Source organism: Pseudomonas putida, assembly GCF_016406145.1.
Lineage (GTDB): Bacteria > Pseudomonadota > Gammaproteobacteria > Pseudomonadales > Pseudomonadaceae > Aquipseudomonas > Aquipseudomonas putida_E.
Genome location: NZ_CP066306.1, coordinates 2,299,037 through 2,325,626, shown reverse-complemented (window position 1 = coordinate 2,325,626; position 26,590 = coordinate 2,299,037). Strand labels below are relative to the sequence as shown.

The window sequence follows — 26,590 nt, the reverse complement described above, 5'->3', positions numbered from 1 at the left end:
ATTCCCCCATGTTGCGCTCCGCCCTCACCCTGCTCCTGGCCCTCGCGTTACCGGCCCTGGCCCTGGCCGACACCGGCAAGCCCTTGCGCATCGGCATTACCCTGCATCCGTACTACAGCTATGTGAGCAATATCGTCGGCGACAAGGCCGAAGTGGTGCCGCTGATTCCCGCAGGCTTCAACCCGCACGCCTACGAGCCACGCGCCGAGGACATCAAGCGTATCGGCAGCCTGGACGTGGTGGTGCTCAACGGCGTCGGCCATGACGATTTCGCCGACCGCATGATCGCCGCCAGTGAGAAGCCCGACATCAAGACCATCGAAGCCAACCAGAACGTGCCGCTGCTGGCGGCCACCGGCATCGCCGCCCGCGGTGCCGGCAAAGTGGTCAACCCGCACACCTTCCTGTCCATCAGCACCACCATTGCCCAGGTCAACAACATCGCCCGTGAACTGGGCAAGCTCGACCCGGACAACGCCAGGTTCTACACCCAGAATGCCCGCGCCTATGCCAAGCGCCTGCGCGGCTTGCGCGCCGAGGCGCTGGCCAAGGTCACCGAAGCGCCCGGCGCCAACTTCCGTGTGGCCACCATTCATGCAGCCTACGACTACCTGGTGCGTGATTTCGGCCTGGAGGTCACGGCAGTGGTGGAGCCGGCCCACGGCATCGAACCGAGCCCGGCACAGCTGAAGAAAACCATCGACCAGCTCAAGGCGCTGGACGTCAAGGTGATCTTCTCGGAAATGGACTTCCCGTCGGCCTATGTCGAGACCATCCAGCGTGAGTCCGGTGTGCGCCTGTATCCGCTGACGCACATTTCCTACGGTGAATACACCAAGGACAAATACGAAGTAGAGATGAAGCGCAACCTCGACACCGTGGTCCGCGCCATTCAGGAGAACCGCGCATGACCGCGGCCGCCAACCTCGTTGTGCGCGGCGGGCCCGGCATCGAATTCGCAGGCATCGACCTGACGCTCGGCCGCACGCGCATCCTCGAGCAGGTCCGGTTCAACGTCGCCGCCGGCAGCGTGCATGCCATCGTCGGGCCCAACGGCGGCGGTAAAAGCTCGCTGATCAAGACCCTGCTCGGGCAGATGCCACACCAGGGCCAACTGACCCTGCACTGGCCGGGCGAGCACCAGGTGATCGGTTACGTGCCCCAGGCGCTGGAGTTCGACCGCGGCCTGCCGATGACCGTGGACGACTTCATGGCCGCAATGTGCCAACGCCGCCCGGCCTTTCTCGGCCTTTCGCGTCGCGTGCAACCGGCAATCGACGCAGCGCTGGCGCAGGTAGGCATGCTCGACAAACGCAAGCGGCGCATGGGCGCGTTATCGGGTGGCGAACGCCAGCGCGTGCTGCTGGCCCAGGGTTTGATCCCCGAGCCGCAGTTGCTGGTGCTCGACGAACCCATGTCGGCGCTCGATGAAGCCGGCATCCAGGTGTTCGAGCACTTGCTGCACGGCTGGCGCCAGGCCGGCACCACCGTGCTGTGGATCGAACACGACCTGCAAGCAGTGTTGCGCTTGGCCGACCGGGTCACCGGGCTGAGCCGCCAGGTACTGTTCGACGCCCCACCTGCTCAAGCCCTCACCCCGGAACGCCTGCTGAGCCTGTTCTCCGTACACCCGCGCAGCGAGGGTCGCACCTGATGAGCTATGAAGCATTCCGCCAACTGGTCCAGGAATGGGCCGGCGCTGGCTACCTGCCCGAGGCACTGGCCTACGGTTTCGTGATCAACGCACTGCTCGCCGGCCTGATGATCGGCCCGGTACTGGGCGGCCTGGGCACCCTGGTGGTGGTCAAGCGCTTTGCCTTCTTCTCCGAAGCGGTCGGGCATGCCGCCCTGACCGGGGTGGCCATCGGCATCCTGCTCGGTGAACCCTACACCGGGCCTTACGGCAGCCTGTTCGGCTACTGCCTGCTGTTCGGCATCCTGCTCAACTTCCTGCGCAACCGCACCGGGCTGTCGCCGGACACGCTGATCGGGGTGTTCCTTTCGGTGTCGCTGGCACTCGGGGCAAGCCTGCTGCTGATGCTGGCCGGCAAGATCAACGTGCACATCCTCGAAAACGTGCTGTTCGGCTCGGTACTGACGGTCAGCGCGCAGGACCTGGTGGTGCTGGGCATCGTCGCTGCCCTGGTGCTGGCGCTGGCCCTGCCGCTGTACAACCGCATCATCCTGGCCAGCTTCAACCCACAGCTGGCCGCCGTACGCGGGGTAGCAGTGAAGACCCTGGACTACCTGTTCGTGGTGCTGGTGACGCTGGTAACGGTGGCGTCGGTGAAGGTGATCGGGGCAATCCTGGTCGGTGCGCTGCTGGTGATTCCGGCCGCTGCCGCGCGCCTGGTCAGCCAGTCGCTCAAAGGGTTTTTCTTCATCTCGGTACTGATCGCCACCCTGAGCACGCTGCTGGGCATCCTGATGCCAATCGTCTTCGACCTGCCGATACCGTCGGGTGCCGCGATCATCCTGGTTGCCGGCCTCTGCTTCGCCCTCGCGGCCCTGGCCCGCGCCCTCGTCCCACGCCTGCAAGGAAACCCGGCATGAACCTGAAACAGCTCACCCTGGCGCTGGCCCTCACCGGCCTGCCTTCGCTCGCCCTCGCCACTGAAGTGCTGACCACCCTGCCGGTGACCCACAGCCTGGCCGCTGCCTTGCTCGACGGTACCGCCGTGCAGCTCAAGCGCGCCGCGCCGGCCAACCTGCCAGCCAGCCGCCAGCCTTCTTACTTCAGCAGCCGTGGCGGAGCGAGCCTTGCCAAAGCGGCGCAGCAGGCCGATGCGGTGATCGGCCTGCGCTCAATCTGGCGTGACGACCCGCTGTACCCCATGGCCCGGCGCAGCAATATCCGCATCGTCGAAATCGATGCAGCGCGGCCGGTGGACGGTGCCCTGCCGGGCATCGCGGTCAGTGGCGACGACGCCTACAGCGCCTACCCCTGGCTGAACCCGACCAACCTTGGGCGCATGGCCGACGTGCTGGCCAACGACCTGGAACGCCTGGCGCCCGCCGACAAAGCGAAGATCCAGGGCAACCTGGCGGGGCTCAAGCGCCAGTTGCTGGAATTGACCGCCAGCAGCCAGACGAAGCTTGCCGAGGTCGATAACCTCAGCGTGGTCAGCCTGTCCGAGCGCCTGGGCTACCTGGCCAGCGGCTTGAACCTGGATGTGGTGGAACAGGCACTGCCGGCCGAGGGCAAGTGGGACGAAGCCGCGCTCAAGGCACTGGGCGAAAACCTCAAGAGCCAGGATGTGGCGCTGGTGCTGGACCATCGGCAGCCGGATGCGGCAGTGGCCGAGGTGATCAAGGCCTCGGGGGCCACGTTGCTCGTGGTGGAAAGTGACCCGCAAGACGCCTTGGCCGGGCTCAAGGCCAGTGTCGATCAGGTGGTCGGGGCGCTGAGCAAAGGGTGATGCAGCCTGTACCTGCCCGATCGCCGGCTTGCCGGCGATCGGGCCAGGGCAGACAGCCCTAGCGTTTCATGCACCGCTGATACCGCTCATCCACCCTCCCCGCAAACCACGCCGTGGTCAGCTTGCGGGTGATCTTCGGGCTTTTCAGTTCGATCCCCGGCAACCGGGCGCGCGGCACCGGCTTGCCTGCGGCTGCGTCAGCCAGGGCGAACACCCCGCTGTACAGTTTGCTGTCCTCGAACGCCAGGCTGTCACCCAGTTCCAGCTGGCTGCGGATCTGCGGGTTACGCAGCCCCAGCTTCACACCCAGCTTGCGCGCCGCCTGCTCGGTACTGCCAGGCATGATCGCGCCGGGGGCGATCAGGTCACCATCCAGGGCCAAGGGCACGCCCGTCACTTTGCTCAGGGCAGCCTGAAACGCGGCATTACGGCTGGCGTACCAGCCCGCGTTGAAGTCGGCGAAGCGATAGAGCTGGCGCTCATAGTGCGCGGGGTAACCCAGCAAATGGCCAATACCGAAATACATGCCGCCTCGACGGCTGAAGACCTCCTGACGAATGGTGCCGTCGTACGTGTAGGGGTAGTCCTTGGCATGCTGCTCGGCAAACTCGACGCTGACCTGCATCGGCCCACCGGTGTGCACCGGGTTCAGCCCGCCCAGCAAGGTCCGGCCCAACGGCAGGCCGGTGATGAACTCGTCGTACAGCGCACTCAGCTGCTTCTCACTGCGCACCGCAAGCAGCCGCTGCTGATACGTCTGGCCATTGCCCGAAGCCGTATTCAGTGCACCGTCCACCAGCAACCGCGGGATATGCAGGCTCGCCGCGCGGCGGTCGACCTCGGCACGGGCAATGCGCCCAAGGTTAGGGACCTGCGGGTCGGCATTGAAGGTCGATTCCTGCTCGGTCACCGCCAGCACCGCACACAGGTTGCTCTTGCTCGGGGCGATACGCTGGGCTTCGAACGCCACCTGGATATCCTTGGCCCAGCCCTCGCGGTCCCTGGCCTGGGCAGGCAACAAGCGCACCAGTTGGGCACGCACCTTGGCGGGGTCGGCCTCGGGCTCTTCCTCGCGACGCCCGGCGCAACCCTGCAGCAGCGCCAGGGCCATCAACCCGGCAGCCAGCAGCCGGCCGTTCAGGGTTGGTCCCCGACCAGGTAGGTCTTGCTGATATGGCGAAATTGCGGGTGGCTGGCGTTGCCCATGAGCTCGAACAGCACCATTTCGCGGGTGACTACCTGCGCCCCGGCCTGCCGCATCCGCTCAAGCCCAGCAGCCTTGTTGGCCAAGGTACGGCTGTCGCAGGCATCCTCGACCAGGAACACCTGCTTGCCCAGGCCCAGCAGGCCGAGCACGGTCTGCAGCACGCAGACGTGGGTTTCCATGCCACACACGATTACTTGCTCTCGCGCCAGAAGGCTGGTTGGCATGCACTGGGCCGCAACGCAAGAAAAGTGGGTTTTTTCCACGACTTCAGCTGCAGGGGCGGCGGCGAGAAGTTCGGGCAGGGTATGACCCAGGCCTTTTGGGTATTGTTCGGAGATGACGATCGGCAGCGCCAGATCGGTGCATGCGGCCAGCAGCCAGCGCGCCCGGGCGCGGGTGCCCTCGGCGTCGCTCATCGCGCCAATGAGCTTTTCCTGGATGTCGACGACCAGCAGCGTGGCCTTGTGAGGATCGATCAGCATTGTCTGCCTCTTGCCTGGGAAAATACCTAGCATCCCCAAGGCAAGCGGCAACGTCAATCAGGCGCAAAGCCGATGGGGCTCCAATGCTGCAGCCAGCGCCGTGAGTACACGGTCCTCTTGCTCATGGATGAAGAAGTGGCTGCCCGGAAACATCTGCAAGGTGAATGCACCCTGGGTTTCCTGGCCCCAGGCCCGCAGTTGCTCTTCACTGGCGCGGTCGTCTTGCCCACCCAGCACATGCAGCGGGCACGCCAAGGCAGGCCTTGGGCGGTAACTGTACCGGCCACAGAGCAGGAAATCCGCCCGCAGAATCGGCAACGTCAGGCTCATCAGCTCGGCGTTGGCCAGCACCTCCTCCGGCGTGCCATTGAGCTCGCGCAGCTCATTGCGCAGCTCGTCATCGGTCTTGGGGTCGCGCCAGTTCTTGCCGTCGTAGTCCTCACGCCGGGTGGGCGCCGCAGTACCGCAGGCTAACAGCGCCACCGGTGGCGGGCACCCCAGCGCCTGCAGCTCGTGGGCCAGCTCGAAGGCCAGCAGCGCCCCCAGGCTATGGCCGAGCAGCGCATACGGCGTGGCGGCGGCCTGGCGCTGTTCGGCTGCCAGCTGCCGCGCCAAGGCCTGCATGTCGGTGTGCAGCGGCTCGCCCATGCGCGCACCGCGCCCAGGCAATTCGACCGGGCATACCTGCAGCCAGGCTGGCAGCTTGCGCCGCCAACGGCTGTAGACCATGGCACTGGCCCCGGAATAAGGCAGGCACAGCAGGTTGAGCGCGGTCACTGTGCGGCAGCGTCCGCCATCTTCTGGCGCAGGCTCAGCGGGCGCATGTCGGTCCAGACTTCATCGATATAGGCCAGGCAGTCCTTCTTCAGCCCGCTCTTGCCCACAGCGCGCCAGCCGTTGGGGATCGCCTTGTAGTCGGGCCAGATGGAATATTGCTCTTCGTGGTTGACCACTACCTGGAATTGGATATCGTCGCGGTCGAAAACGGAAGTCATTGCCTGTCTCCTTGAGTGATGGATGCCGGTACGCGCGTGGCGTAGAGCGGCTCTCTGGTAGACGTAGGAAACTTCCGGAAAATTAGCAATTGGGCACGTCAACATCTGGGCCTCAAGCATCCCTCAGCAAGTCATAGGTATCCAGCAAGCGATAAGCCACCTGCGGATTGCGCTCCAACCCTCGCCGGATAGCCGCTGGAATCGACTGGCGGGTCTTGCGGCATAGGCCAGGCTGGTCATCGAGTTCGATGACAATCCCGCGCATGGTACGCACCTCGTTGTAACCAGGAGCGATGTGCACCCGGATGCCCAGGTTCTCGTACATTCTGGCCTGCAAGCGCTGCAGGTCTTCAAGGTCCTTGAGGTTTTCCAGCCGTTCGATCAGGCGCTTCTCCTCCTGGCGGGTAAGCAAGAGGATGCGCTGCGCAGCTGGCGCGTGCGCAGCCAGGTGCTCGCGGCCGCAGTCACAGGCGCCAGGTGGGCAAGGTTGGCGTAAGGCAGGTGCTGTGCTCATGGGCCAAGCATAGCGCGTCGCGGCGAGAGTAAGAGCAGCAAAAAAGTCATCGGTTTCCCGCCATCGCTAAAGGTGCACCAACCGCTCCCGCAAGAACTCGACAAACCCCTGCACCGGTCTGGCCACCTGCCGATGCTGCGGATAAACCGCCGACAGTTGCAACGCCGGCGGCGTCCAGTCTTGCAGCACGCTCACCAAGCGCCCGTCCGCCAACGCCTGCCCTACAATGAAGGTCGGCAGATAAGTTACCCCCATCGCGGCAATCGCCGCATCCCTGAGCAACTCGCCATTATTGGCCCGCATGCGGCCAGCCACTGCGATTGCCTGGGACCTGCCCCCTTGTGTGAACTGCCATTGCACCTGCCGCGAATGGCCATAGGGCAGGCAGTCATGCTCGGCCAGCATGTCTGGCCGCTGCGGTACGCCCCGCGCTTGAAGATAAGCAGGGCTGGCGCAATACACCCGCTCGACACCCGCAATGCGCCGCGCGATCAGGCTGGAATCCTCCAATGCACCGATGCGCAAGGCCAGGTCATAGCCCTCGCCGATCAGGTCCACGGGCCGGTCACTCAGGTCCACCTCCACATCCACCTGTGGGTGCAAGCGCAGGAACTCGGTCAGCAGGCACCCCAGGTGCGCCATGGCGAACGACAATGGCGCACTCAAGCGCAGGGTGCCGCGCAAGGCCTGGGCCTGGCCGCTGATGTCGTGCTCCACCTGCTGCACCTCACCCAGCAAGCGCAAGGCCGACTGGTAGTAGTGCTGGCCAAGTGGGGTGGCATCCAGGCGCCGGGTGGAGCGGTTGAGCAGGCGTACGCCCAGGCGCCCTTCGAGCTGCATCAGGCGCCGGCTGACCGACTGCTTGGACATGCCCAGGCGGTCGGCGGCGGCGGTAAAACTGCCAGCCTCCATCACTTGGGCAAAAATGCGCATGTCTTCGTACGGGTTCATTGTCTCGCTCTTGGTGACAGTCAAACGCTTTATAGCGGCTTTTTCCCATCATTGCATCTGCCTACTCTACGCACAGGTCGCAGCGATGGCCGCGAAGGCCAGGCAATACGCCCACCACAAACACTTGCCCAGAAAAGGATTCGCCCATGAACATTGTCCACAAGACCCTCACCGTCAGCCTACTGGCCGTGTCCGCAACCAGTGCTTTCGCCGCAGGTAGCCCAGGCGTCGAGCAGCACACCCAGGCCTTCCTCGAAGCCTTGGAAAAAGGCGGCGGCAAGCCGCTCGAACAACTCAGCCCGAAAGATGCCCGCGCCGTGCAGACCGGTGCCCAGGCTTCGGTCAAGGTGGACCTGTCTGGCATTGAAGTGAGAGCGCATACCATCAAGGTCAACGGTGAGGCGATCAAGCTGCAGATCGTACGCCCGGCCAACGTCGAAGGTGAGTTGCCAGTGTTCATGTTCTTCCATGGCGGCGGCTGGGTGCTCGGCGACTTCCAGACCCACCAGCGCCTGATTCGCGATCTGGTGGTCGGCTCCGGCGCAGTGGCCGTTTATGTGGATTACACCCCCTCACCAGAGGCGCACTACCCCACTGCAATCAACCAGGCCTACGCCGCGACCCGCTGGGTGGCCGAGCATGGCAAGGAACTGGGTGTGGACGGCAAGCGCCTGGCCGTGGCCGGCAACAGTGTCGGTGGCAACATGGCGGCGGTGGTCGCGCTCAAGGCCAAAGAGGCCGGTACGCCCCAGTTGCGCTTCCAGTTGCTGCTGTGGCCGGTGACCGATGCCAGCTTCGAGACCGCTTCGTACAAGCAGTTTGCCGAGGGCCACTTCCTCACCACAGGGATGATGAAGTGGTTCTGGGACAACTACACCACCGACGCCAAGGCCCGCGAGCAGATCTACGCCTCGCCGCTACGGGCCAGCAGCGAGCAGCTCAAAGGGTTGCCGCCAGCACTGGTGCAGACGGCGCAGTTCGATGTGCTGCGTGATGAAGGTGAGGCGTATGCACGCAAACTGGATGCGGCTGGGGTGACGGTGACATCGGTGCGCTACAACGGGATGATTCATGACTATGGCTTGCTGAACCCGCTGAGCCAAGTGTCTGAAGTGAAGGCGGCGATGCGCCAGGCGGCGGGGGAATTGAAGGTGCACTTGCAGTAATCAGAGGGTATGCGCTGATCATTCCGACACCAGCCGGGCGCGTTTGGCGCGCAACGCTTTATTCGCGCCACGCGCCAAGGCCCGCTGCCCGCCCCTCAATGCCCCGCTGAAGCCGGCCCCGCCTTGGCAGCAAACGGCGGCTTGGCAAACCACACCAGCAGAATCAACCCGGCAAACACCCAGCCCATCAAGGTGAAGTAGTCCACCGTCGACATCATGTAGGCCTGCCCGTTGAGTATCTGCTCCAGCTGCGCATAGCTTTGCGGGTTTGCCCCGCCCAGTTGCTCCAGCGTATGCCGCGTCGCCGGGTCGAACTGGCTGATGTTCTCGCTCAGGTAGGCATGATGCTGGTCCGCCCGGCGGATCCAGATCCACGTGGTCAACGACGCCGCAAAGCTGCCGCCCAAGGTCCGCAGGAACGTCGCCAGGCCAGACCCGTCGGCGATCTGGTGCGGCGGCAGGTCCGACAGCAGAATGCTTAAGGTCGGCATGAAGAACAGCGCTACACCAATCCCCATGAACAGCTGCACCAGGGCAATGTGCTGGAAGTCCACCTCGTTGGTGAACCCCGCGCGCATGAAACAGCTGGCACCGATGGCCAGGAACGCCAACCCCGCCAGCACCCGCAAGTCGAAACGCTGCGCGTACTTGCCCACGAACGGCGACATGATCACCGGCAGCAGGCCGATCGGTGCCACCGCCAGGCCTGCCCAGGTGGCGGTGTAGCCCATCTGCGTCTGCAGCCACTGGGGCAGGATCAGGTTGATGCCGAAAAAGCCTGCGTAGCCTCCCACCAGCACAATGGTACCGATGCGGAAATTACGGTGCGCGAAAAGCCGCAGGTTGACCACCGGGTGGCGGTCAGTCAGCTCCCAGATGATGAATATCGCCAGGAACACGACCGAGATCAGGCTGCCGATAATGATGAACGACGACTCGAACCAGTCCAGGTCATTGCCCTTGTCGAGCACCACTTGCAATGCGCCCACACCGACAATCAAGGTCAGCAGGCCGATGTAGTCCATGGGCTGGCGGCTGGTCACCACTGGCCGTGCGCGCATCTGCTGGCGCACCACTGCGGCAGCGAACAGGCCGATCGGCACGTTGATGAAGAAGATCCAAGGCCAGCTGTAACTGTCGGTGATCCACCCGCCCAGGATCGGCCCGGCAATCGGCGCCACCACCGTGACCATCGCCAGCAACGCCAGCGCCATCCCCCGTTTGGCCGGCGGGTAGACAGCAATCAGCAAGGTCTGAGTCATCGGGTATAGCGGCCCGGCCACCACCCCCTGCAGCACACGAAAGCCCACCAGCTCCGGCATCGACTGCGAGATACCGCACAGAAAAGACGCCAGTACGAACAGCAGCGTGGCCCAGATGAACAGTTTGACCTCACCGAAGCGCCGGCTGAGCCAACCGGTCAACGGCAACGCGATGGCATTGCTCACCGCGAACGAGGTGATCACCCAGGTGCCCTGCTCGGAACTCACCCCCAGGTTGCCGGAAATGGTCGGCAAGGCGACGTTGGCGATGGTGGTGTCGAGCACCTGCATGAACGTCGCCAGCGACAGGCCTATGGTGGTCAGCAGCAGGCTCGGCGGGGTGAACTGCGCCGCAGCGTTGTTGCTCATCGTTGCGCCGTCTTGCCGGGGGCGCTGTTGTCGTGGATCAGCCGAGCGATCAGATGGTCAGCTTCGACCAACTGACGGTCGTACACCTGGGTGGTGTAGCTGGCCTGCTGCGGCGGCTGTTGGGCCAGGGCCGGGCCGCTCTGGTCGTGCAGGTCGACCTCGACCACGGTGGACAGGCCGATGCGCAGCGGGTGGTCCTTGAGCTGGTCCGGGCTGAGGTGGATGCGCACCGGTACGCGCTGGACGATCTTGATCCAGTTGCCGGTGGCGTTCTGTGCCGGCAGCAAGGCGAACGCGCTGCCGGTGCCGGCGCCCAGGCTATCGACCGTGCCGCTGTACTTGACGTCGCTACCGTACAGGTCGGCGCTGATTTCCACTGGTTGGCCGATACGCATGTCGCGCAGCTGGGTTTCCTTGAAGTTGGCGTCGATCCACACCTCGTCCAGCGGGATGACTGCCATGGTCGCGGTGCCCGGCTGCAAACGCTGGCCGAGCTGCACGGTACGTTTGGCAACGTAACCGGTGACTGGCGCCACCAGCGTGGTGCGTGCGTGGTCCAGGTAAGCCTGGCGCAGGTCGGCGGCGGCGGCCATGACCTCAGGGTGCGAAGACACTACCGTGTCGTCCACTAGCGCCGTGCTGGTATTGAGCTGCTGGCGCGCGCTGTTGACGGCGGCCTGGGCCACGGTCAGGTCATCGCGAGCATGGGAGATTTCTTCCGCGGCAATCGCGCCGCTGTCGGCCAGCACCTTGCGCCGGTTGTAGTTCTGCCGGGCCTTCTGCAGCTCGGCCTGGCGTGTCTGCAACTGGGCCTTGAGTGAATCAACGTTGCTGTACAGGCCACGGACCTGTCGCACCGTCCGGGCCAGCTTGGCTTGCGCGGCCTGCAGGGCCACCTCGCTGTCGGCCGGGTCGAACTGCAGCAGCACCTGGCCGGCGTGTACCAGGTCGCCATCATCGGCGCCGATGCTGATGACGGTGCCGGTGACCAGCGGGGTGATCTCCACCACATTGCCATTGACGTAGGCGTCGTCGGTGCTTTCATGCCAGCGCCCGATCAGGCTGTACCAGGCCCAGGCGCCAGCGCCGGCAAGCAGCACCACCAGCAACAGGCCAAGCAGCCAGACTTTGCGCTTGCGCGACGGTTCGGGTGCGGCGGAGGGAGTCGAGGTGTCTGCGTTATTGGCCATGACAATACCTTGGAATATGAAACAGGAATCAACGATCGCCGAAGCGGCGGATCGTCAGAGGGTCGCCGGCACCGAGCAGGACTTTGGCCAGCAGGCCTTCAAGGGTCTTGAGCTCGTCAGGCTGCAGCACGCCGACCAGCTCGTTCATCGCCGCCGCGCCGATCTCGGGCAAGCGGTCGGCGAGGCGTTGGCCTTCGGCGGTCAGGGCCAGGCGTACCTGGCGACGGTCGTTGGCGCAGCGGTTGCGCAAGATCAGGCCCTTGTGCTCGAGGCGGTCGAGCATGCGGGTCATCGAGCCGCTGTCCAGGCCCAGGTAGCGGCACAGTTCTGCCGGCGTATCCACCTGGTATTGGGTGACGATGATCAACACTTTGAACTGAGCCGCGGTCACGCCTTCTGATTCGAGGTGCCAGTCGAGAATACGGTCCTTGAGAATGGCCGCACGGCCGAGCAGCATGCCGATGGCGCAGGACTGGAAGTTTTGCGGGGTGAAATGAGACATCGGCAGCAGCCCGGGCAATTGTGTAAAAATATTACTGCCTAAGCAGCAAATGTCAAAGCTTTCATTAGGGGGCTATGGAAATAGCCTTGGGAAACACGCTAGATGGGTAGCGGGAAAGGTTCTCAAACGCTGGAAAACACTTGCGAACCCGATGAAAAACACACACAACTGATAGTCATTCGCCATTACCTCGGTTCTCGGGAGCCCCTCGCAGGAGTAGAATGCGCAAAACCCGGAGCCGCAATGAACCAAGACCGCCTCAATCCCAGCCCTGACGATGCCATCGCCGACGCCGCCGCGCAGTGGTGCATGCGCCTGCACGCCGACGATTGCACACAGGCCGAGCGCGACGCATTCGCCCGCTGGTTGGCAGCGGACCCGCGCCACGCCGACGAATACCAGGCGATGCTGGAGATCTGGTTCACCGCCGACCTGCTGCCGCGCAACGCCACGGTCGTCGACTTCAACCCACCGGTGCGCCAGGTGGCGCGGCGACGCCAACACTGGAGGCCAATGGCCTCGGCGGCAGCCGTCGCCCTGCTGGTATTGCCTCTGGCGGGCTGGATTGGCTGGATCCAAGGCTGGCTGCCAAACCACTACCAGCACGTTGAAGCAGGCGGTCAGGCAAGGACCGTACAGCTGAGCGACGGCAGTACGGTGGAGCTCAACCTCAACACCGAACTGACCTACCTCAACTATAAGGACCAGCGCCAGGTCACGCTCAAGCGAGGCGAGGCGTTCTTCAAGGTGCAGCATGACAGCACCCACCCTTTCATCGTCCGTGCCGGCCACGGCCAGACCCGGGTCACTGGCACCCAATTCAACGTGTGGAAGTATCAGGACCAGGTCAAGGTCACCCTGGTGCAGGGTTCGGTACTGGTCAGCAGCGACGGCAGCACCGGCGGCTACCGCCTTGGCCCCGGCATGCAGGCCAGTTATCGCACCGGCGACTTCGAGCCGCAACTGGCCCAGAGCGAAGACCATGGCAGCAGCCTGGCCTGGCGCAACGGCAAGCTGGTGCTCGACAATCTCAGCCTCGAACAGGCCCTGCCAGTGATCAACCGCTACCTCGATGCGCCCCTGCTGCTGGCCGATGCCAGCACCGGCCGCATCCGCATCAGCGGCATTTACAACACCCGTGAAGTCAAGCGCCTGGTGGACAACCTGCCCAAGGTGCTGCCGGTGTACCTGACCCGCAGCAAGGACGGCAGCACCGTCCTCAACAGCATCTCCCCACCGCCCGACAAGGGCTGATGCCCTAGAGCGTCATCGCCGCCAGCCAGCCAAACGCCAGCAGTGGCAGGTTGTAGTGGATGAAGGTCGGTACAACGGTGTCCCAGATATGGTGATGCTGGCCATCGACGTTGAGCCCCGAGGTTGGCCCCAGGGTCGAGTCCGATGCCGGCGAGCCTGCATCACCCAGGGCACCGGCGGTGCCGACGATGCACACGGTGGCCAGGGGGTCGAAGCCCAGCTGCACGCACAGCGGCACGAAGATCGCCGCCAGAATCGGCACCGTCGAGAACGACGAACCGATGCCCATGGTCACCAGCAACCCCACCAACAGCATCAGCAAGGCACCGACGCCCTTGCTGTGGTCGATCCATTGCGCCGAAGTTTCTACCAGGCCCTTGACCTCGCCAGTGGCTTTGAGCACCTCGGCGAAACCCGAAGCTGCGATCATGATGAACCCGATCATGGCCATCATCTTCATGCCTTCGGTGAACAGGCTGTCGGTGTCTTTCCAGCGCACGATGCCCGACAGCGAGAAGATCAGGAAACCGACCATGGCGCCGATGATCATCGAGTCCAGCCACAACTGAACGATGAACGCCGCAGCGATAGCAAGCCCCGCCACCAGCAGGGTCAGCGGGTTGTACTGCACGCTGACCTGCTCGACCTGCTCAATGCGCGCCAGGTCATAGTCGCGCTTCTTGCGGTAGCTGAAGAACACCGCCAGCAGCAAGCCGGCCAGCATGCCCGCCGCGGGAATGGCCATGGCATGGGTGACGTTGACACCGCTCACGTCGACGCCTGCGCGGGCAACGTTGGCCAACAGAATCTCGTTGAGGAAGATGTTGCCAAACCCCACCGGCAGAAACATGTAAGGTGTGATCAGGCCAAAGGTGATCACGCAGGCGATCAGCCGGCGGTCGATGCGCAGGCGGGTCAACACGTACAGCAGCGGCGGCACCAGCAGCGGGATGAAGGCGATGTGGATCGGCAGGATGTTCTGCGATGACACCGCCACCACCAGCATCAGGCCGATCAGCAGCCACTTGACCTTGCCGCCATTGGCATGGCCTTGGCGGTCGATCATCGCCAGCGCACGGTCTGCCAGGGCGTGGGCCAGGCCGGACTTGGCGATCGCAACGGCGAAGGCGCCGAGCAAGGCATAGGACAACGCCACCGTGGCGCCACCGCCCAGGCCGCCGTTGAAGGCCTTGAGTGTGCCCTCGATGCCCAGGCCGCCGACCAGGCCACCGGCCAGGGCGCCGATGATCAGCGCGATGACCACGTGCACGCGCGACAGGCTGAGTATGAGCATGATGCCTACCGCGGCAATCACTGCATTCATGGTTTGGCTTTCCTCGTAGCTGCAGACAAAAAGCGCGCACTCTGCAGCAGTGGGGCACAGATGTCAAAAGCGCCGGGCTGCGGCGTATTACGCGGGCCGGTAAATTTAAATTGAATGTTTGAATAAAGAAAAAAACCGGGGAGCCGATATAGCAGAGGGGTTAAGCCCCACCCAAGATCCAAAGCCAAACCCTTACCCTCAAAAAAGGGACGCCCCATGCCTTTGCGACAACTTTCCATCCAGTGGAAGATCACCCTGCTTGCCGGCCTGTGCCTGGCCAGCATCGTCACACTGCTCGTCGGCCTTTCGCTGTACCGCATGGACCACAGCTCGGACCTGGTCAAAGCCAGCAGCGAGAAGATGCTCAGTGAGGCAGCGCAGGCGCGTATCGAGTCGCAAGGCGAGGTCCAGGCCCTGAACATCAGCCGCCAGTTCATGGATGCCTACCAGTACGGTGCCGGGTTCGCCCGCCAGGTGCTGTTCCTGCGTGAGCAGGCGGAAAAGCGCTTTCTGGATGCCTACGACCTGCGTGAAGACATGACCCGCCAGGTTCGTGCAGCCCTGCAGGCCAACCCCGAACTGCTGGGCCTGTCACTGGTGTTCGAACCCAATGCCCTGGACGGCAAGGACAGCCTCTTCACCGCCCAACCCGAGCTTGGCAGCAACGAGACCGGCCGCTTCGCCCTGTACTGGTCGCAGCCGCGCGTCGGTCAGTTGACCGCCATGGCCCTGCCCGAACACGACATGGCCAACACCGAGATCGGCCCCAGCGGCCAGCCCGCCAACACCTGGTGGGTGTGCCCGCGCAGCAGCGGCAAGGTCTGCGTGGTGGAGCCGTACTTCTACGACATCGACGGCCAGCGCGTGCTGATGACCAGCATCGTGTTCCCGCTGGCGGTCAACGGCAAGGTGATCGCCACCTTGTCCATCGACATCAACCTCAACAGCCTGCAGGCCCTGAGCCAGGAAGCCAGCCGCAGCCTGTACGAAGGCCGCACCACCGTAGGCATCCTGAGCCCAGTGGGCCTGCTGGCCGGCTACAGTGCCGACGCCAGCAAGCTGGCCCAGCGTTTTGACCAGGTCGACACCAGCAAAGGCGCCGAATTGGTACGCAAGCTGGCCGAAGGTAAATTGAGCGTCCACCACGACCAGCAACGCCTGAAGGTACTCGCGGCGTTCCAGCCAATCCCTGGCGCCCAGCCATGGGGTGTGCTGCTGGATGTGCCGGAAAACGCCCTGACCGGCCCGGCCGAGGCGCTGAAACAAGAGCTCGATGCCCTGAACACCAGCGGCACCCTGCTGGAGCTGGGCCTTGGCCTGGGCGCTGCGATTGCCGGCCTGCTGCTGGTGTGGCTGATGGCCCGTGGCGTGACCCGGCCGATCCTCGGGGTGGCGGCCATGCTCAAAGACATCGCCAGCGGTGAAGGCGACCTCACCCGCCGCCTGACCTACGACAAACGCGACGAGCTCGGGGAACTGGCCGGCTGGTTCAACCGCTTCCTGGACAAACTGCAGCCGACCATCGCCGAGGTCAAACGCTCGGTGCAGGCGGCACGCAGCACCGCCGACCAGTCCTCGGCGATTGCCACGCAAACCAGCGCCGGCATGGAACAGCAATACCGTCAGGTCGACCAGGCGGCCACCGCCTCGCACGAAATGAGCGCCACGGCTCAGGACGTCGCTCGCAGCGCCGCCCAGGCGGCACAGGCCGCTCGTGAAGCAGACCAGGCAACCCGCGAAGGCTTGGCAGTGATCGACCGCACCACCCGCAGCATCGACACACTGGCAGCAGACATGAGCCATGCGATGGCCGAGGTCGAAGGGCTGGCACATAACAGCGAGAAGATCGGCTCGGTGCTGGAGGTGATCCGCTCGATTGCCGAGCAGACCAACTTGCTGGCACTCAATGCCGCGATCGAAGCTGCCCGTGCCGGTGAGGCCGGCCGTGGCTTCGCCGTGGTCGCCGACGAAGTGCGCAACCTGGCCCAACGCACCCAGGAGTCTGTGGAAGAAACCCGTCAGGTCATCGAAGCCCTGCAGGCCGGCACCCGCGAGGTGGTCGGCGCCATGGATAATAGCCATCGCCAGGCCCAGGGCGGTGTGGAGCAGGTCGGCCAGGCCGTCACCGCGCTGCAGCGCATCGGCCAGGCCGTGACCGTGATCACCGACATGAACCTGCAGATCGCCTCCGCCGCCGAAGAACAGAGCGCCGTGGCCGAAGAGATCAACAGCAATGTCGCGACCATCCGCGATGTCACCGAGTCGTTGTCCGGGCAGGCCAATGAATCTGCACGGGTCAGCCAGTCGCTCAACAGCCTGGCCAACCAGCAACAGGGATTGATGGACCAGTTCCGCGTCTGACTGGTGCCTCTCATCGCTGGCATGGCTGCGCAAACATTCCAGCGATGAGGCCTGCAACAGCTGACATGCAGCGGGGTGCCTGTGGCCGGGTTGCCGGCAACAGGCACCCCGCTGCATGAGGTGAGTGAATGTCAGGTCCGATCACCTCCATGATCATCCCCGACATCATGATTGACCCCATCATCAGCACCATGCCCTACGCCGTGGGCCTCACCCACACCATGACTGGCTTCGTGATTCGCTTCATGGTTGGCTCCATCATCCGCCCCGTTGCGGCCACTTTCACCGCGACCTGAGCTAGCATGACCGCCCCCATCACCGCTGTGGCCGCTACCGCCGTGGCCTGCGCCACTGCCACCGCTGCCGCCTCCATGCCCCCCACCACCTCCACCGCCGTGACCGCCGCCGCCTCCGTGACCTCCCCCACCGCCGTGGCCACCACCACCGCTACCCCCACCGTGGCCGCCACCACCGCCACCATGACCACCGCCACCATGACCACCACCACCACCACCACCACCACCACCACCACCACCACCACCATCCTTCGCATACGCATTCGAAGTAATGCCGATAGTGTCAGGCACCAATACCGCCGAAGCCGACAACACAGCCCCGATGGCCAAAGCCAACAAGCATTTCCCGAGCATGATGACCCTCCGCTTGGAGTTGCACAGATTGCTTGCGGCAACCTGTGATTTGCGGCCTCCCCCATGGGGCGACCTGCCAACCAGCGCGGCCATCCATCAGCAGCGGTGAACATGATCCTTCAGGGCCTGCTGGCCTAATGTTGCAGAATGTTTCTCAAGTAGTGAGCGTAGCCGGCTGCCGGGCTTCTTGCCCGCGACCCATACGAATACGAAACTCCCCAATTGCCGGAACACCAAGGCTGACAAGGCCTCGGTGGCGGCCTCTTGCCGGGGGACCGAATCGGTGCCTAGGTGGGGATTTAGGCCCGCTACTGACCACTGCGCTTTTACGCTTGACCGAAGAAGTGCCGTGGTTGACGATCGGCTCTTCCCGGAAAAGGACTACAGCATGCTACGGATATTGGGCAGGGATTCTTCCATCAACGTGCGCAAGGTCCTCTGGGCCTGCATTGAGTTCGATATTCCCTTCGATCGCGAAGACTGGGGCGCAGGCTTCCAGCCCACCGACACGCCTGCGTTCCTGGCCCTGAACCCCAACGCCATGGTCCCGGTGATTCAGGACGGCGACTTCACGCTGTGGGAGTCCAACACCATCATCCGCTACCTGGCCACGCGTTATGGCGATGCGCCGGTGTACCCCACCGAGGTCACGGCTCGGGCCAGGGTGGATCAATGGATCGACTGGCAAGCCTCGGACCTGAACCGCTCGTGGAGCTATGCGTTCATGTCGCTGGTACGCCACTCACCCGCGCACCAGGATGCCCAGGCGCTGGCCGCCGGGTGCGCAGACTGGTCGCGCCATATGCGCATCCTCGAGCAGCAGTTGGTTACGACCGGTGCTTATGTGGCCGGTCACAGCTTTACGCTGGCCGATATCCCCATCGGGCTTTCGGTCAATCGCTGGTTCGAAACGCCCTTCGAGCACCCTCACCTGCCGGCTGTGCGGGATTACTACCAACGGCTGAGCGAGCGTGCGGGCTTCCTGGCCCATGGCCGTAACGGGATGGCGTAGGGGGAACCGTCAACCGCGCATGCCGGCCAGCAAGATGGCCATGAACATGCGCACTTGCGTGCGATGCGCAGGCATGTCCAGCGTCTCGCTGTTGCACAGGCGCAGCAGTTGCAAGTGCCCATAGTCGTTGATCAGGAACGCCGCATAGCCGACATCGAGATCGGCCCGCAGCTTGCCGCTGTCACACAGGTCCTGCAGCAGGTGCTTGAGCTCCTCGACCAACGCGTCGTTGACACGCTTGTAGGCGGCGGGCAACGCCTGCTGGTCACCGCCCAGCAGCGGCAGCAAGGGCGGCAGGATCTCGCGCCACAGTGGCGCGGGCAGCACCGCGAAGGCGTAATCGGTGAGGTGCTCCTCGTAACAGCACAAGGCATCCAGCGCATCCTCGAATTCGGGCAGGCGGCGGCGCGCCTGGGTGACGGCGCGGTGGTCCGCCTCGCGCAGCTTCTCCAGCAGGATCTCCTGTTTGCTGCCGAAATAGGCGAATACCGTGGGCACAGACACCGCCGCCAGGCGCGCGATCTGCTCCATGGTGGTGGTCTGGTAGCCCTGCGCCTCGAACAGGCCCAGCGCCGTACGGCTGATCGTCTCCCGGCGCATGGCCTTCTGCTGTTCGCGTAATCCGCTCACGTCACTACCTTTGTCGAACCCGATTGGTCGGGAGGGCCAGCATACAACATCGCTGAACCGGGAAAATATTTTATTGACTAAAACTTTTTATCGACGCAAAACTAGCGCGGCATTTTGACCCAGGGAGTCGCCATGACCGCCGCTGCAGAGCTCATCATCCATAACGCCCGCATCTACACCGTCGACCCGCACCAGCCCTGGGCCGATGCCGTGGCCATCCAGGGCGAACGCATCCTGCGCGTGGGCGACAAGGCCAGTGTCATGGCCCATGCCGGCCCATCCACCCGTTTGTTGGATGCCGACGGCAAGCTGGTGCTGCCTGGCTTCGTCGAATCGCACTGGCACTTTTCCAGCACCGCGTTCGCCTTCCAGGCCCTGGTCAACCATGAAGACCCACACCAGGTGCTGGCCCTGCTCAAGCAGTACGTCCAGGCCAACCCCGCCGAGAAGGCCATCACCGGCATGGGCTGGATACAGCCGCTGATGCCGGCCGACATGCTGCGCCGTGAAGTGCTGGACGCCATCTGCCCGGACAAGCCGGTGTGCCTGTTGTCCACCGACTACCACACCATGTGGGTCAACAGCTTTGCCCTGCAAGCGGCGGGCATCGACCGCGACACCCCCGCGGTGGAAGAAGGCGCCAGCTGGTTCGAAAAAGACCCGGTCACCGGCGAACCCACCGGCATCATCATTGACTGCGCGGCTTACTCGCTGCTGATGCAACGCCTGAGCGAGGCCGGCTACCTGCCGACGGGGATCGACCTGTACCTGCGCTCGATCCCGTTCTGGCAAGAGAAGCTGGTGGCTGCCGGCATCACGACGGTGTTCGACGCAGGCTTCCTCGACCCCAGCGGCGACCAGGCGCTGCTGTATGAAACCCTGCAGCAACTGGAACGCGAAGCACGCCTGAAACTGCGTGTGGTGGGCAGCTACATCAACATGGGCACCGAGCCCGACCCGGTCATCCAGCTGCAGGCCCTGCGCCAGCGCTACAACTCGCCGCTGGTGAAGGCGCAGACCCTCAAGCTGATGCTCGACGGCACCGAGCTGAACCACACCGCATTCCTGCTCGAGCCCTACTGCGACAAACCCCACAGCTGTGGCTCGACGACCATGCCGGAGGCGGTGTTCGAAGAGCATGTACGCAACGCCGACGCCAACGGTATCGACGTGATGGTGCATGCGGTGGGTGATGCAGCGGTGCGCATGGCCCTGGACGTGTTCGAGCGCACCTTCGCCAGCAACCCGCCGCGCGACCGACGGCATGTGATCACACACGCCTTCCTCACCCACCCCGACGACATCCCGCGTTTTCGCCGCATTGGCGTCATGGCCAACACCCAGTTGCAATGGGGTGTGGTCGATGCCTATGCCGAGGCGATCCAGCAGTCGTACGGGTTCAAGCGTTGGGCCTCGATGTACAAATTCCGTACCTTCATCGACCAGGGTGTGACCGTGTCCATCGGCATGGACGGGCTGGTGTGCCAGTGCCGCTGCCAACACAAACCGGTGGAGCACATCGAGTCGGGCCACACCCGCCAGCTCAGCGGCGAGCCCGATGCACCGGTGATGCCTGATGCCAACGAGCGCCTGAGCATTCCCCAACTGATCGCCGCTTACACCCTCAACGGCGCCTACCAGCTGGGCCTGGAAAAAGAGATTGGTTCGATTACCGAGGGCAAACGGGCAGACATCATCATCATGGAACAGGACCTGTTCGAGCTGGACCGCTACCAGATCGGTAAAACGGACGTGGCCATGACCTTGATGAACGGCCGTATTACCCACGATGCAGGCACCCTCCCCCACGCCTGACCTGAGCGCCGCGGCCTGCGGGCCGCGCTACCTGCTTCACCCGGGAAACCCTCGATGCACAACAATAAAAATACCCTGCTTCTGCGTGCCGCCCTGATCTACATCGCCGCCACGGCGCTGATCATCATTGGCGTGCAACCGATCTTCATTGGCCTGGTCGGCGAACGGCTGCACCTGGACCTCAGCCAGCAAGGCTGGGTGCTGTCGGTTGAAATGATCGGGACTTTGCTCGGCAGCCTGCTGCTGCCGGCATTGGGGCGGCGCTTTGGTGGCCGTGGCTTCTACGTGGCCTGCGCGCTAGTGGCAATGGCATTGAACCTGCTCAGTGGCGCGTTGGACTCACTGCCGACGCTGATCACCTGCCGCCTGGCCTGTGGCGTGGCCACGGGCCTGTTGTATGCCGGGGCGATCAGTGGACTGGGGCGCCTGCCTGGGCAGGACCGCTCGTATGGGCTGTCGCTGCTGATTCAGACTGCCGTGTTTGCCCTGTACGCCACCTGCATGCCGCAATTGGCTGAGGTATTTGGCAACCGTTGGGCGATCGCGTCGATCGGCTTCTGGTTCGTATTGATCGCCCTGGCAGCGCTTGCCATCCCCACCCGGATGCACCGCGAGGCACCCCGGCAACTGGCGCAGGGCGGTTGCGGCTCGGCCATGCTCGGGCGCTATGCCTTGCTGGGTATGCTGTGCTTGCAGCTTGCCATCTATTGCATCTGGGGCTTCGTCGACCCGCTGTCGCGTGAGCGTGGGATCGCGCCGGTGGACGTGGGCTGGGCGTTCGGCCTGGGGATACTCGGCGGCCTGCCCGGCGGGGCGCTGCCAAGCGTGCTCGGCGGGCGAGTGCCGCGTGGGCCGATGATCGGTTTCGGTTCGCTGCTGGTGTTGCTGTCGATCATGCTGCTGGCGCGCTACAGCCACGATGCACAACAGCTTTGCGGGGCATTGCTGCTGATGAACTTTGGCTGGGTACTGGCGCTGACCTACTACATGGGCGCAATCGCCACCAATGACCCGAAGGGCACGCTGACCCCGTGGGTGAGCACTCTGCAAGTGGCGGCGGCGGCCGCGGCGCCAGCGTTTGTCGCCGTGCAGCAGCAGAGTGCGGGGCGGGAGATGATTTTCGTGAGTGCCGGGGCGGCGATCGTGCTGGGCTTTGCGCTCAAGTGTGCGGCGGGAGTGGTTCATCGCAGGACCAGGCCGGCGTAATGGCTGAAGCTCGACAGGCACCGCAGCGCCTGCATCACTAGTAAGGACGATGCTGCATTCTGCCGCAGGATATCGCACATACTTACCTTGCCAGGCGGTGGCATGGCCGAGCGCCAAGGGCCAGACTGCACAGAGCTGAGAACAACAGGATGATGGTGCGCAGGGAACGTCTGCCCTGCTGCGCCCTCCCACAGTAACGCAGGGCGAACGGCGCGCTGCCCATTCACGCTTGGAGAACTGGCACAGATGAAAAAGATCCTGATGGTGCTGACATCCCACGATCAGCTGGGCGACACCGGCAAGAAAACCGGCTTCTGGCTGGAGGAGTTTGCCGCACCTTACTACGTGTTCATCGACGCCAACGCCGACGTCACCCTCGCATCGCCCAAAGGCGGGCAGCCGCCGCTGGACCCCAAGAGCGACGAGGACGATGCGCAAACCGATGCGACCCGGCGTTTTCGCAGTGACACCGAGGGGCAGATGGCATTGGCCGACACAGTACCGCTGAGCGAAATCGACCCTTACGACTTCGACGCCGTGTTTTATCCCGGTGGCCATGGGCCGCTGTGGGACCTGGCCGAGGACAAGGACTCCAAGACGCTGCTCGAAGCCTTCTATGCGTCCAACAAACCGATTGCCGCCGTGTGCCATGCGCCGGGTGTGTTCAAGAACGTCAACGCGCCAGACGGCCATCCTGTGGTCAAGGGCAAGAAAGTGACCGGGTTCGCCAACAGTGAGGAAGACGCGGTCGGGCTGACCGATGTAGTGCCATTTCTGGTCGAGGACATGCTCAAACGCAATGGCGGTGAGTATTCCAAGGGCCCGGACTGGGCGAGCCATGTTGTCGAGGACGGGCACCTGATCACCGGGCAGAACCCGGCATCGTCCGAGGCGGTGGCCACGGCGCTGCTCAAGCGCCTGGCAAGCGAATAGGGCTGCTGCACCATGACGCTGAACGCACTCATCTGCGGCGCCAGCCAGGGCATCGGCTTGGCGCTTTGTGAACAGCTGCTGGCACGCGATGACGTGGCGCAGGTGTGGGCGGTGTCGCGCCAGGCCAGGGGCAGCGAAGCCCTGGCCGCGCTCGCCGCTGCACATGGCGAACGCCTGGTGCGCATCGATTGCGACGCCCGCAGCGAACAGTCCCTTGAAGCACTGGCCCGTGAGGTCAGCCGCACCTGCACGCACCTTGATCTGGTCATAAGCACCTTGGGCATTCTGCAGCGCGACGGTGCCAAGGCGGAAAAGGCCCTGGCCCAACTTGACCTGGCTGGCCTGCAGGCCAGCTTCGCGACCAACGCGTTCGCGCCGGTGCTGCTGCTCAAGCACCTGCTGGCGCTGCTGCGCAAGCAGCCCTGCACCTTTGCCGCGCTGTCGGCCAGGGTCGGGTCCATCGGCGACAATCGACTGGGCGGCTGGTACAGCTACCGCGCCAGCAAGGCCGCGCTGAACCAGTTGCTGCATACGGCAAGCATCGAACTCAAACGCATCAACCCGGCTTCCACGGTGCTGGTGCTGCACCCCGGCACTACCGATACGCAGCTTTCCCAACCGTTTCAGGCGAATGTGCCCGCCGAGCAATTGTTTGAACCTGCGTTCGCTGCGCAGTGCATCCTTGAGCAGATTGGCCGGCTTGGGCCGGCGGACAGTGGCAGCTTCTGGGCGTGGGATGGTCAGCCGATTACCTGGTGATGTTGCCAAGGTTGAAGACAAGGACGGGTGCATGGCTTGAGTGTTCTGACGCTCGCTTTATACAGCGCTGAATAACCCGCCCCATGCACCTGGCAGCGCACTGCTCAATCCGCGAAGTTGATCACCATCCGACCCTTGATCTTACCTTCCAGCATCTCTTCGAAAATGTCGTTGATGTCTTCGATCGGACGCAGGGTCACCTTCGGCACAACCTTGCCTTGCGCAGCAAACTCGAAGGCTTCAGCCAAGTCCTGGCGGGTACCGACCAGTGAACCGACCACTTCGATGCCATCGAGCACCAGGCGCGGAATGTCCAGGCTCATGGCCTCTGGCGGCAGCCCGACAGCCACCAGTCGGCCGCCGGCACGCAGCGCATCGACCGCAGAGTTGAACGCGCTTTTCGACACCGCCGTCACCACGGCCGCATGCGCGCCACCGGTTTGCGCCTGGATGACTTTGGCTACATCCTCACTGCGCGCATTGACCACCAGGTCGGCGCCCATTTCACGGGCGAACGCCAGTTGCTCATCATTCACATCGATCGCGATGACCCGGGCGTTGAAGACATTCTTCGCATACTGCAGGGCCAGGTTGCCCAGCCCGCCGAGGCCGTAAACTGCAATCCACTGCCCGGGGCGGATGTTGGACGATTTCACCGCTTTGTAGGTGGTCACACCGGCGCAGGTGATGCTACTGGCGGCAGCCGAGTCGAGCCCGTCGGGCACCTTTACCGCGTAGTCGGCCACCACGATGCACGCCTCGGCCATGCCGCCGTCGACGGTATAGCCAGAGTTCTTCACCTCACGGCACAGCGTTTCGTTACCGCTGTTGCAGTACTCGCAGTGCCCACAGCCCTGGAAGAACCACGCCACGCTGGCCCGGTCGCCCGGCTTGAGCGAAGTGACGCCCGGCCCTACCTCCACCACCACACCAATACCCTCGTGGCCGAGGATCACGCCGGTCTTGTCACCGAAATCGCCATTTTTGACGTGCAGGTCGGTATGGCACACGCCACAGCACTGCATCTTCAGCAACGCTTCACCGTGCGCAAGCGGGCGCAGGTTTTTTTCCACCACCTCCACGCGGCGCCCTTTTGCAACAACTGCAGCTTTCATGAATGCCTCCTTGATTACTTGAATGAGCTTGAGTTGAAGGGTTCAGCATAGTGGTGGTTTGGCCACAGGACTTGCTGCAGGTCAGGGTCTGTGACGGTAGGTGCCCGGGTTTGCTAGGATTCGAGCCTAGCCTGCTGACAAGGCGCCCCTGCTCCATCACCAGGAAGCCCGCCATGCCCTACCCCATCGAACAGAAACTCGTCGTCGGCGTCGCCTCCAGTGCACTGTTCGACCTGACCGTCTCGGACGACATCTACCAGGCAGATGGCGTAGAAGCCTACCGCTTGCACCAAGAGGCCAACCTCGATGTGCCCTTCCCCAAAGGTGTGGCATTCCCTTTCATCCGCCGCTTCCTGAGCATCAACAAGGCCTTCCCCGAGCAGTTGCCGGTAGAAGTGGTGCTGCTGTCACGCAACTCACCCGAAACCGGCCTGCGGGTGTTCCGCTCGATCGATCACTACGGCCTGGACATCACCCGCGCGGCGTTCATGTCCGGCCGCTCGCCCTACGAATACATCCCCGCCTTCAACGCCTCGCTGTTTCTCAGCGCCCACGAAGGCGACGTACAGCGTGCCATCGACGCCGATTACCCCGCTGGCCTGGTGCTGCCGAGCAAGATCTATGATGACGAGATCGACACCGAATTGCGGGTGGCTTTCGACTTCGATGGGGTGATTGCCGATGACGAAGCGGAAAGCGTGTACAAGCAGCGCCAGGACCTGACCGAGTTTCAGGCCCATGAGCATGCCCACAAGACCATCCCGCATCAGCCGGGGCCGTTGGCAGACCTGTATCGCAAGCTTTCGCTGATTCGCCAGCTTGAAGACCGCAAGTTGTCGCTCGACCCTGAATACAAGCGCATTCTGCGTATTGCCATTGTCACGGCGCGCAATGCACCGTCCCATGAGCGCGTGGTGACGACGCTTAAGAACTGGGGTGTTTCACCGGATGAATCGTTCTTCCTGGGCGGAATGGCAAAAGACCGCGTGCTGTCGATTCTCAAGCCGCACATGTTCTTCGATGATCAGCGCACTCACCTGACTTCGGCTGCGGGGAATCTGCCGATGGTGCATGTGCCGTTCGGGGTAGCAAACAGGGCGTTGGGTGCCAGGGTTGTCGAGCACCCAGTGAGCCTTGCCGAACTCGACAACACGGCAGAGTAAAGGCCAGATCTACTTGCCTTCAGGGACCAGCGCTTGCAGCAGGGTCACCTTGCGCTGCAACTGGTCGACATGCGCCTTGTGCGCACGCAGTGCCGAGCGCAGCTCATTGTTTTCCGATTGTTGAATCCGCGCCCAACGCAGGGTGGTGCGGCAATTGACGAGGGTTTCCCACACTTCCTGCAGTTTCAGGTATTGGGCCAACAACAGCACCGCAATCACCAGCATCATCAGAAGCGCCGCTGCCCAAATCATATCCGTCGTAGCCATTGTTCAATCCTTTTGCCAGGTCAGTTTGTTTCGAGGACAGCCAA

General features: G+C 63.6%; 28 protein-coding genes and 1 pseudogene. 16 read left to right on the top strand and 13 right to left on the bottom strand.

Translation table 11 applies throughout. The features are described 5' to 3' along the window. Window positions 1–8 precede the first annotated feature (8 nt). The 4 genes from JET17_RS10665 to JET17_RS10650 are packed head-to-tail and all read left to right on the top strand — an operon-like array spanning window position 9 to window position 3,419. On the top strand, window positions 9–911 hold the full coding sequence (locus tag JET17_RS10665) for a metal ABC transporter substrate-binding protein (protein WP_012313979.1): 903 nt from the start codon (window positions 9–11) through the stop codon (window positions 909–911). Further along, window positions 908–1,654, top strand: a complete 747-nt coding sequence (locus JET17_RS10660; RefSeq protein ID WP_012313978.1) for a metal ABC transporter ATP-binding protein — start codon at window positions 908–910, stop codon at window positions 1,652–1,654. The genes JET17_RS10665 and JET17_RS10660 overlap by 4 nt, the downstream gene beginning before the upstream one ends. Continuing rightward, complete coding sequence (locus JET17_RS10655) at window positions 1,654–2,553, top strand: metal ABC transporter permease (protein ID WP_012313977.1); 900 nt, start codon at window positions 1,654–1,656, stop codon at window positions 2,551–2,553. The genes JET17_RS10660 and JET17_RS10655 overlap by 1 nt, the downstream gene beginning before the upstream one ends. Then, window positions 2,550–3,419 carry a metal ABC transporter substrate-binding protein gene (locus JET17_RS10650; protein WP_012313976.1) on the top strand — a complete coding sequence of 290 codons (870 nt, stop codon included), beginning with the start codon at window positions 2,550–2,552 and terminating at the stop codon, window positions 3,417–3,419. Before JET17_RS10655 ends, JET17_RS10650 begins: the two co-directional genes overlap by 4 nt. A gap of 58 nt (window positions 3,420–3,477) precedes the next feature. On the opposite strand, the gene JET17_RS10645 is transcribed toward JET17_RS10650, so the two are convergent. The 6 genes from JET17_RS10645 to JET17_RS10620 all read right to left on the bottom strand — a co-directional run bounded on the left by JET17_RS10645 (window position 3,478) and on the right by JET17_RS10620 (window position 7,568). Then, complete coding sequence (locus tag JET17_RS10645; protein WP_012313975.1) at window positions 3,478–4,530, bottom strand: DUF1615 domain-containing protein; 1,053 nt, start codon at window positions 4,528–4,530, stop codon at window positions 3,478–3,480. A gap of 26 nt (window positions 4,531–4,556) precedes the next feature. Further along, a complete protein-coding gene (locus JET17_RS10640; RefSeq protein ID WP_012313974.1) occupies window positions 4,557–5,108 on the bottom strand; it encodes a hydrolase in 552 nt (183 codons plus the stop codon). Between the two features lie 57 nt (window positions 5,109–5,165). Further along, a complete protein-coding gene (locus JET17_RS10635) occupies window positions 5,166–5,885 on the bottom strand; it encodes a thioesterase II family protein (protein ID WP_012313973.1) in 720 nt (239 codons plus the stop codon). Further along, entirely contained in the window at window positions 5,882–6,103 is a 222-nt protein-coding gene (locus tag JET17_RS10630; protein WP_012313972.1) for an MbtH family protein, read from the bottom strand. Before JET17_RS10630 ends, JET17_RS10635 begins: the two co-directional genes overlap by 4 nt. 112 nt (window positions 6,104–6,215) lie before the next feature. Next, window positions 6,216–6,617 (bottom strand): hypothetical protein, encoded by a 402-nt coding sequence (locus tag JET17_RS10625; RefSeq protein WP_012313971.1) that lies wholly within the window; start codon window positions 6,615–6,617, stop codon window positions 6,216–6,218. A 66-nt stretch (window positions 6,618–6,683) separates the two neighbouring features. Further along, window positions 6,684–7,568: a LysR family transcriptional regulator gene (locus tag JET17_RS10620; protein ID WP_012313970.1), complete on the bottom strand. Its 885-nt coding sequence runs from the start codon at window positions 7,566–7,568 to the stop codon at window positions 6,684–6,686. Window positions 7,569–7,714: 146 nt separating this feature from the next. Between JET17_RS10620 and JET17_RS10615 the strand changes: the two genes are divergently transcribed. After that, window positions 7,715–8,734 (top strand): alpha/beta hydrolase, encoded by a 1,020-nt coding sequence (locus tag JET17_RS10615; RefSeq protein WP_012313969.1) that lies wholly within the window; start codon window positions 7,715–7,717, stop codon window positions 8,732–8,734. Between the two features lie 95 nt (window positions 8,735–8,829). Here JET17_RS10615 and JET17_RS10610 read toward each other — a convergent pair whose 3' ends face one another. From JET17_RS10610 to JET17_RS10600, 3 genes are read right to left on the bottom strand one after another with little or no spacing between them, the layout of a single operon-like run. Continuing rightward, window positions 8,830–10,365, bottom strand: a complete 1,536-nt coding sequence (locus tag JET17_RS10610) for a DHA2 family efflux MFS transporter permease subunit (protein ID WP_012313968.1) — start codon at window positions 10,363–10,365, stop codon at window positions 8,830–8,832. After that, window positions 10,362–11,555, bottom strand: coding sequence for an HlyD family efflux transporter periplasmic adaptor subunit (locus JET17_RS10605; RefSeq protein ID WP_012313967.1), 1,194 nt, complete (start codon window positions 11,553–11,555; stop codon window positions 10,362–10,364). Before JET17_RS10605 ends, JET17_RS10610 begins: the two co-directional genes overlap by 4 nt. 28 nt (window positions 11,556–11,583) lie before the next feature. After that, on the bottom strand, window positions 11,584–12,057 hold the full coding sequence (locus JET17_RS10600) for a MarR family winged helix-turn-helix transcriptional regulator (protein ID WP_012313966.1): 474 nt from the start codon (window positions 12,055–12,057) through the stop codon (window positions 11,584–11,586). A gap of 243 nt (window positions 12,058–12,300) precedes the next feature. Here JET17_RS10600 and JET17_RS10595 point away from each other — a divergent pair, with 243 nt between their 5' ends. Then, a complete protein-coding gene (locus JET17_RS10595) occupies window positions 12,301–13,311 on the top strand; it encodes a FecR family protein (protein WP_012313965.1) in 1,011 nt (336 codons plus the stop codon). 4 nt (window positions 13,312–13,315) lie between these two features. On the opposite strand, the gene JET17_RS10590 is transcribed toward JET17_RS10595, so the two are convergent. Continuing rightward, the gene (locus JET17_RS10590) at window positions 13,316–14,635 is read right to left on the bottom strand and encodes a Na+/H+ antiporter family protein (RefSeq protein ID WP_012313964.1); all 1,320 of its coding nucleotides are present in this window, start codon (window positions 14,633–14,635) and stop codon (window positions 13,316–13,318) included. Between the two features lie 216 nt (window positions 14,636–14,851). Here JET17_RS10590 and JET17_RS27760 point away from each other — a divergent pair. The 5 genes and pseudogenes from JET17_RS27760 to JET17_RS10570 all read left to right on the top strand — a co-directional run. Then, window positions 14,852–16,138: pseudogene (locus tag JET17_RS27760) on the top strand (HAMP domain-containing protein); the annotation flags it as partial. Window positions 16,139–16,240: 102 nt separating this feature from the next. Next, window positions 16,241–16,996, top strand: a complete 756-nt coding sequence (locus tag JET17_RS27755) for a methyl-accepting chemotaxis protein (protein ID WP_371316831.1) — start codon at window positions 16,241–16,243, stop codon at window positions 16,994–16,996. 128 nt (window positions 16,997–17,124) lie between these two features. Continuing rightward, window positions 17,125–17,292, top strand: a complete 168-nt coding sequence (locus tag JET17_RS27750) for a hypothetical protein (RefSeq protein WP_012313962.1) — start codon at window positions 17,125–17,127, stop codon at window positions 17,290–17,292. Between the two features lie 6 nt (window positions 17,293–17,298). Continuing rightward, the gene (locus tag JET17_RS27745; RefSeq protein WP_052293011.1) at window positions 17,299–17,694 is read left to right on the top strand and encodes a hypothetical protein; all 396 of its coding nucleotides are present in this window, start codon (window positions 17,299–17,301) and stop codon (window positions 17,692–17,694) included. A 340-nt stretch (window positions 17,695–18,034) separates the two neighbouring features. Then, complete coding sequence (locus tag JET17_RS10570; RefSeq protein WP_012313961.1) at window positions 18,035–18,658, top strand: glutathione S-transferase family protein; 624 nt, start codon at window positions 18,035–18,037, stop codon at window positions 18,656–18,658. A 9-nt stretch (window positions 18,659–18,667) separates the two neighbouring features. On the opposite strand, the gene JET17_RS10565 is transcribed toward JET17_RS10570, so the two are convergent. Continuing rightward, window positions 18,668–19,288 (bottom strand): TetR/AcrR family transcriptional regulator, encoded by a 621-nt coding sequence (locus JET17_RS10565; protein ID WP_012313960.1) that lies wholly within the window; start codon window positions 19,286–19,288, stop codon window positions 18,668–18,670. A 132-nt stretch (window positions 19,289–19,420) separates the two neighbouring features. On the opposite strand from JET17_RS10565, the gene JET17_RS10560 reads away from it, so the two are divergent. From JET17_RS10560 to JET17_RS10545, 4 genes are all read left to right on the top strand, one after another. Next, window positions 19,421–21,103 (top strand): amidohydrolase, encoded by a 1,683-nt coding sequence (locus JET17_RS10560; protein ID WP_012313959.1) that lies wholly within the window; start codon window positions 19,421–19,423, stop codon window positions 21,101–21,103. 54 nt (window positions 21,104–21,157) lie between these two features. Next, a complete protein-coding gene (locus JET17_RS10555) occupies window positions 21,158–22,309 on the top strand; it encodes an MFS transporter (protein ID WP_012313958.1) in 1,152 nt (383 codons plus the stop codon). A gap of 246 nt (window positions 22,310–22,555) precedes the next feature. Further along, window positions 22,556–23,242 carry a type 1 glutamine amidotransferase domain-containing protein gene (locus tag JET17_RS10550; protein ID WP_012313957.1) on the top strand — a complete coding sequence of 229 codons (687 nt, stop codon included), beginning with the start codon at window positions 22,556–22,558 and terminating at the stop codon, window positions 23,240–23,242. Window positions 23,243–23,254: 12 nt separating this feature from the next. Next, window positions 23,255–24,001: an SDR family NAD(P)-dependent oxidoreductase gene (locus JET17_RS10545; protein ID WP_012313956.1), complete on the top strand. Its 747-nt coding sequence runs from the start codon at window positions 23,255–23,257 to the stop codon at window positions 23,999–24,001. Window positions 24,002–24,105: 104 nt separating this feature from the next. Here JET17_RS10545 and adhP read toward each other — a convergent pair whose 3' ends face one another. Continuing rightward, window positions 24,106–25,116: an alcohol dehydrogenase AdhP gene (adhP, locus tag JET17_RS10540; protein ID WP_012313955.1), complete on the bottom strand. Its 1,011-nt coding sequence runs from the start codon at window positions 25,114–25,116 to the stop codon at window positions 24,106–24,108. Window positions 25,117–25,289: 173 nt separating this feature from the next. Between adhP and JET17_RS10535 the strand changes: the two genes are divergently transcribed. After that, complete coding sequence (locus JET17_RS10535; RefSeq protein ID WP_012313954.1) at window positions 25,290–26,279, top strand: 5'-nucleotidase; 990 nt, start codon at window positions 25,290–25,292, stop codon at window positions 26,277–26,279. A gap of 9 nt (window positions 26,280–26,288) precedes the next feature. On the opposite strand, the gene JET17_RS10530 is transcribed toward JET17_RS10535, so the two are convergent. Continuing rightward, complete coding sequence (locus JET17_RS10530) at window positions 26,289–26,546, bottom strand: hypothetical protein (RefSeq protein ID WP_012313953.1); 258 nt, start codon at window positions 26,544–26,546, stop codon at window positions 26,289–26,291. Window positions 26,547–26,590 lie beyond the last annotated feature (44 nt).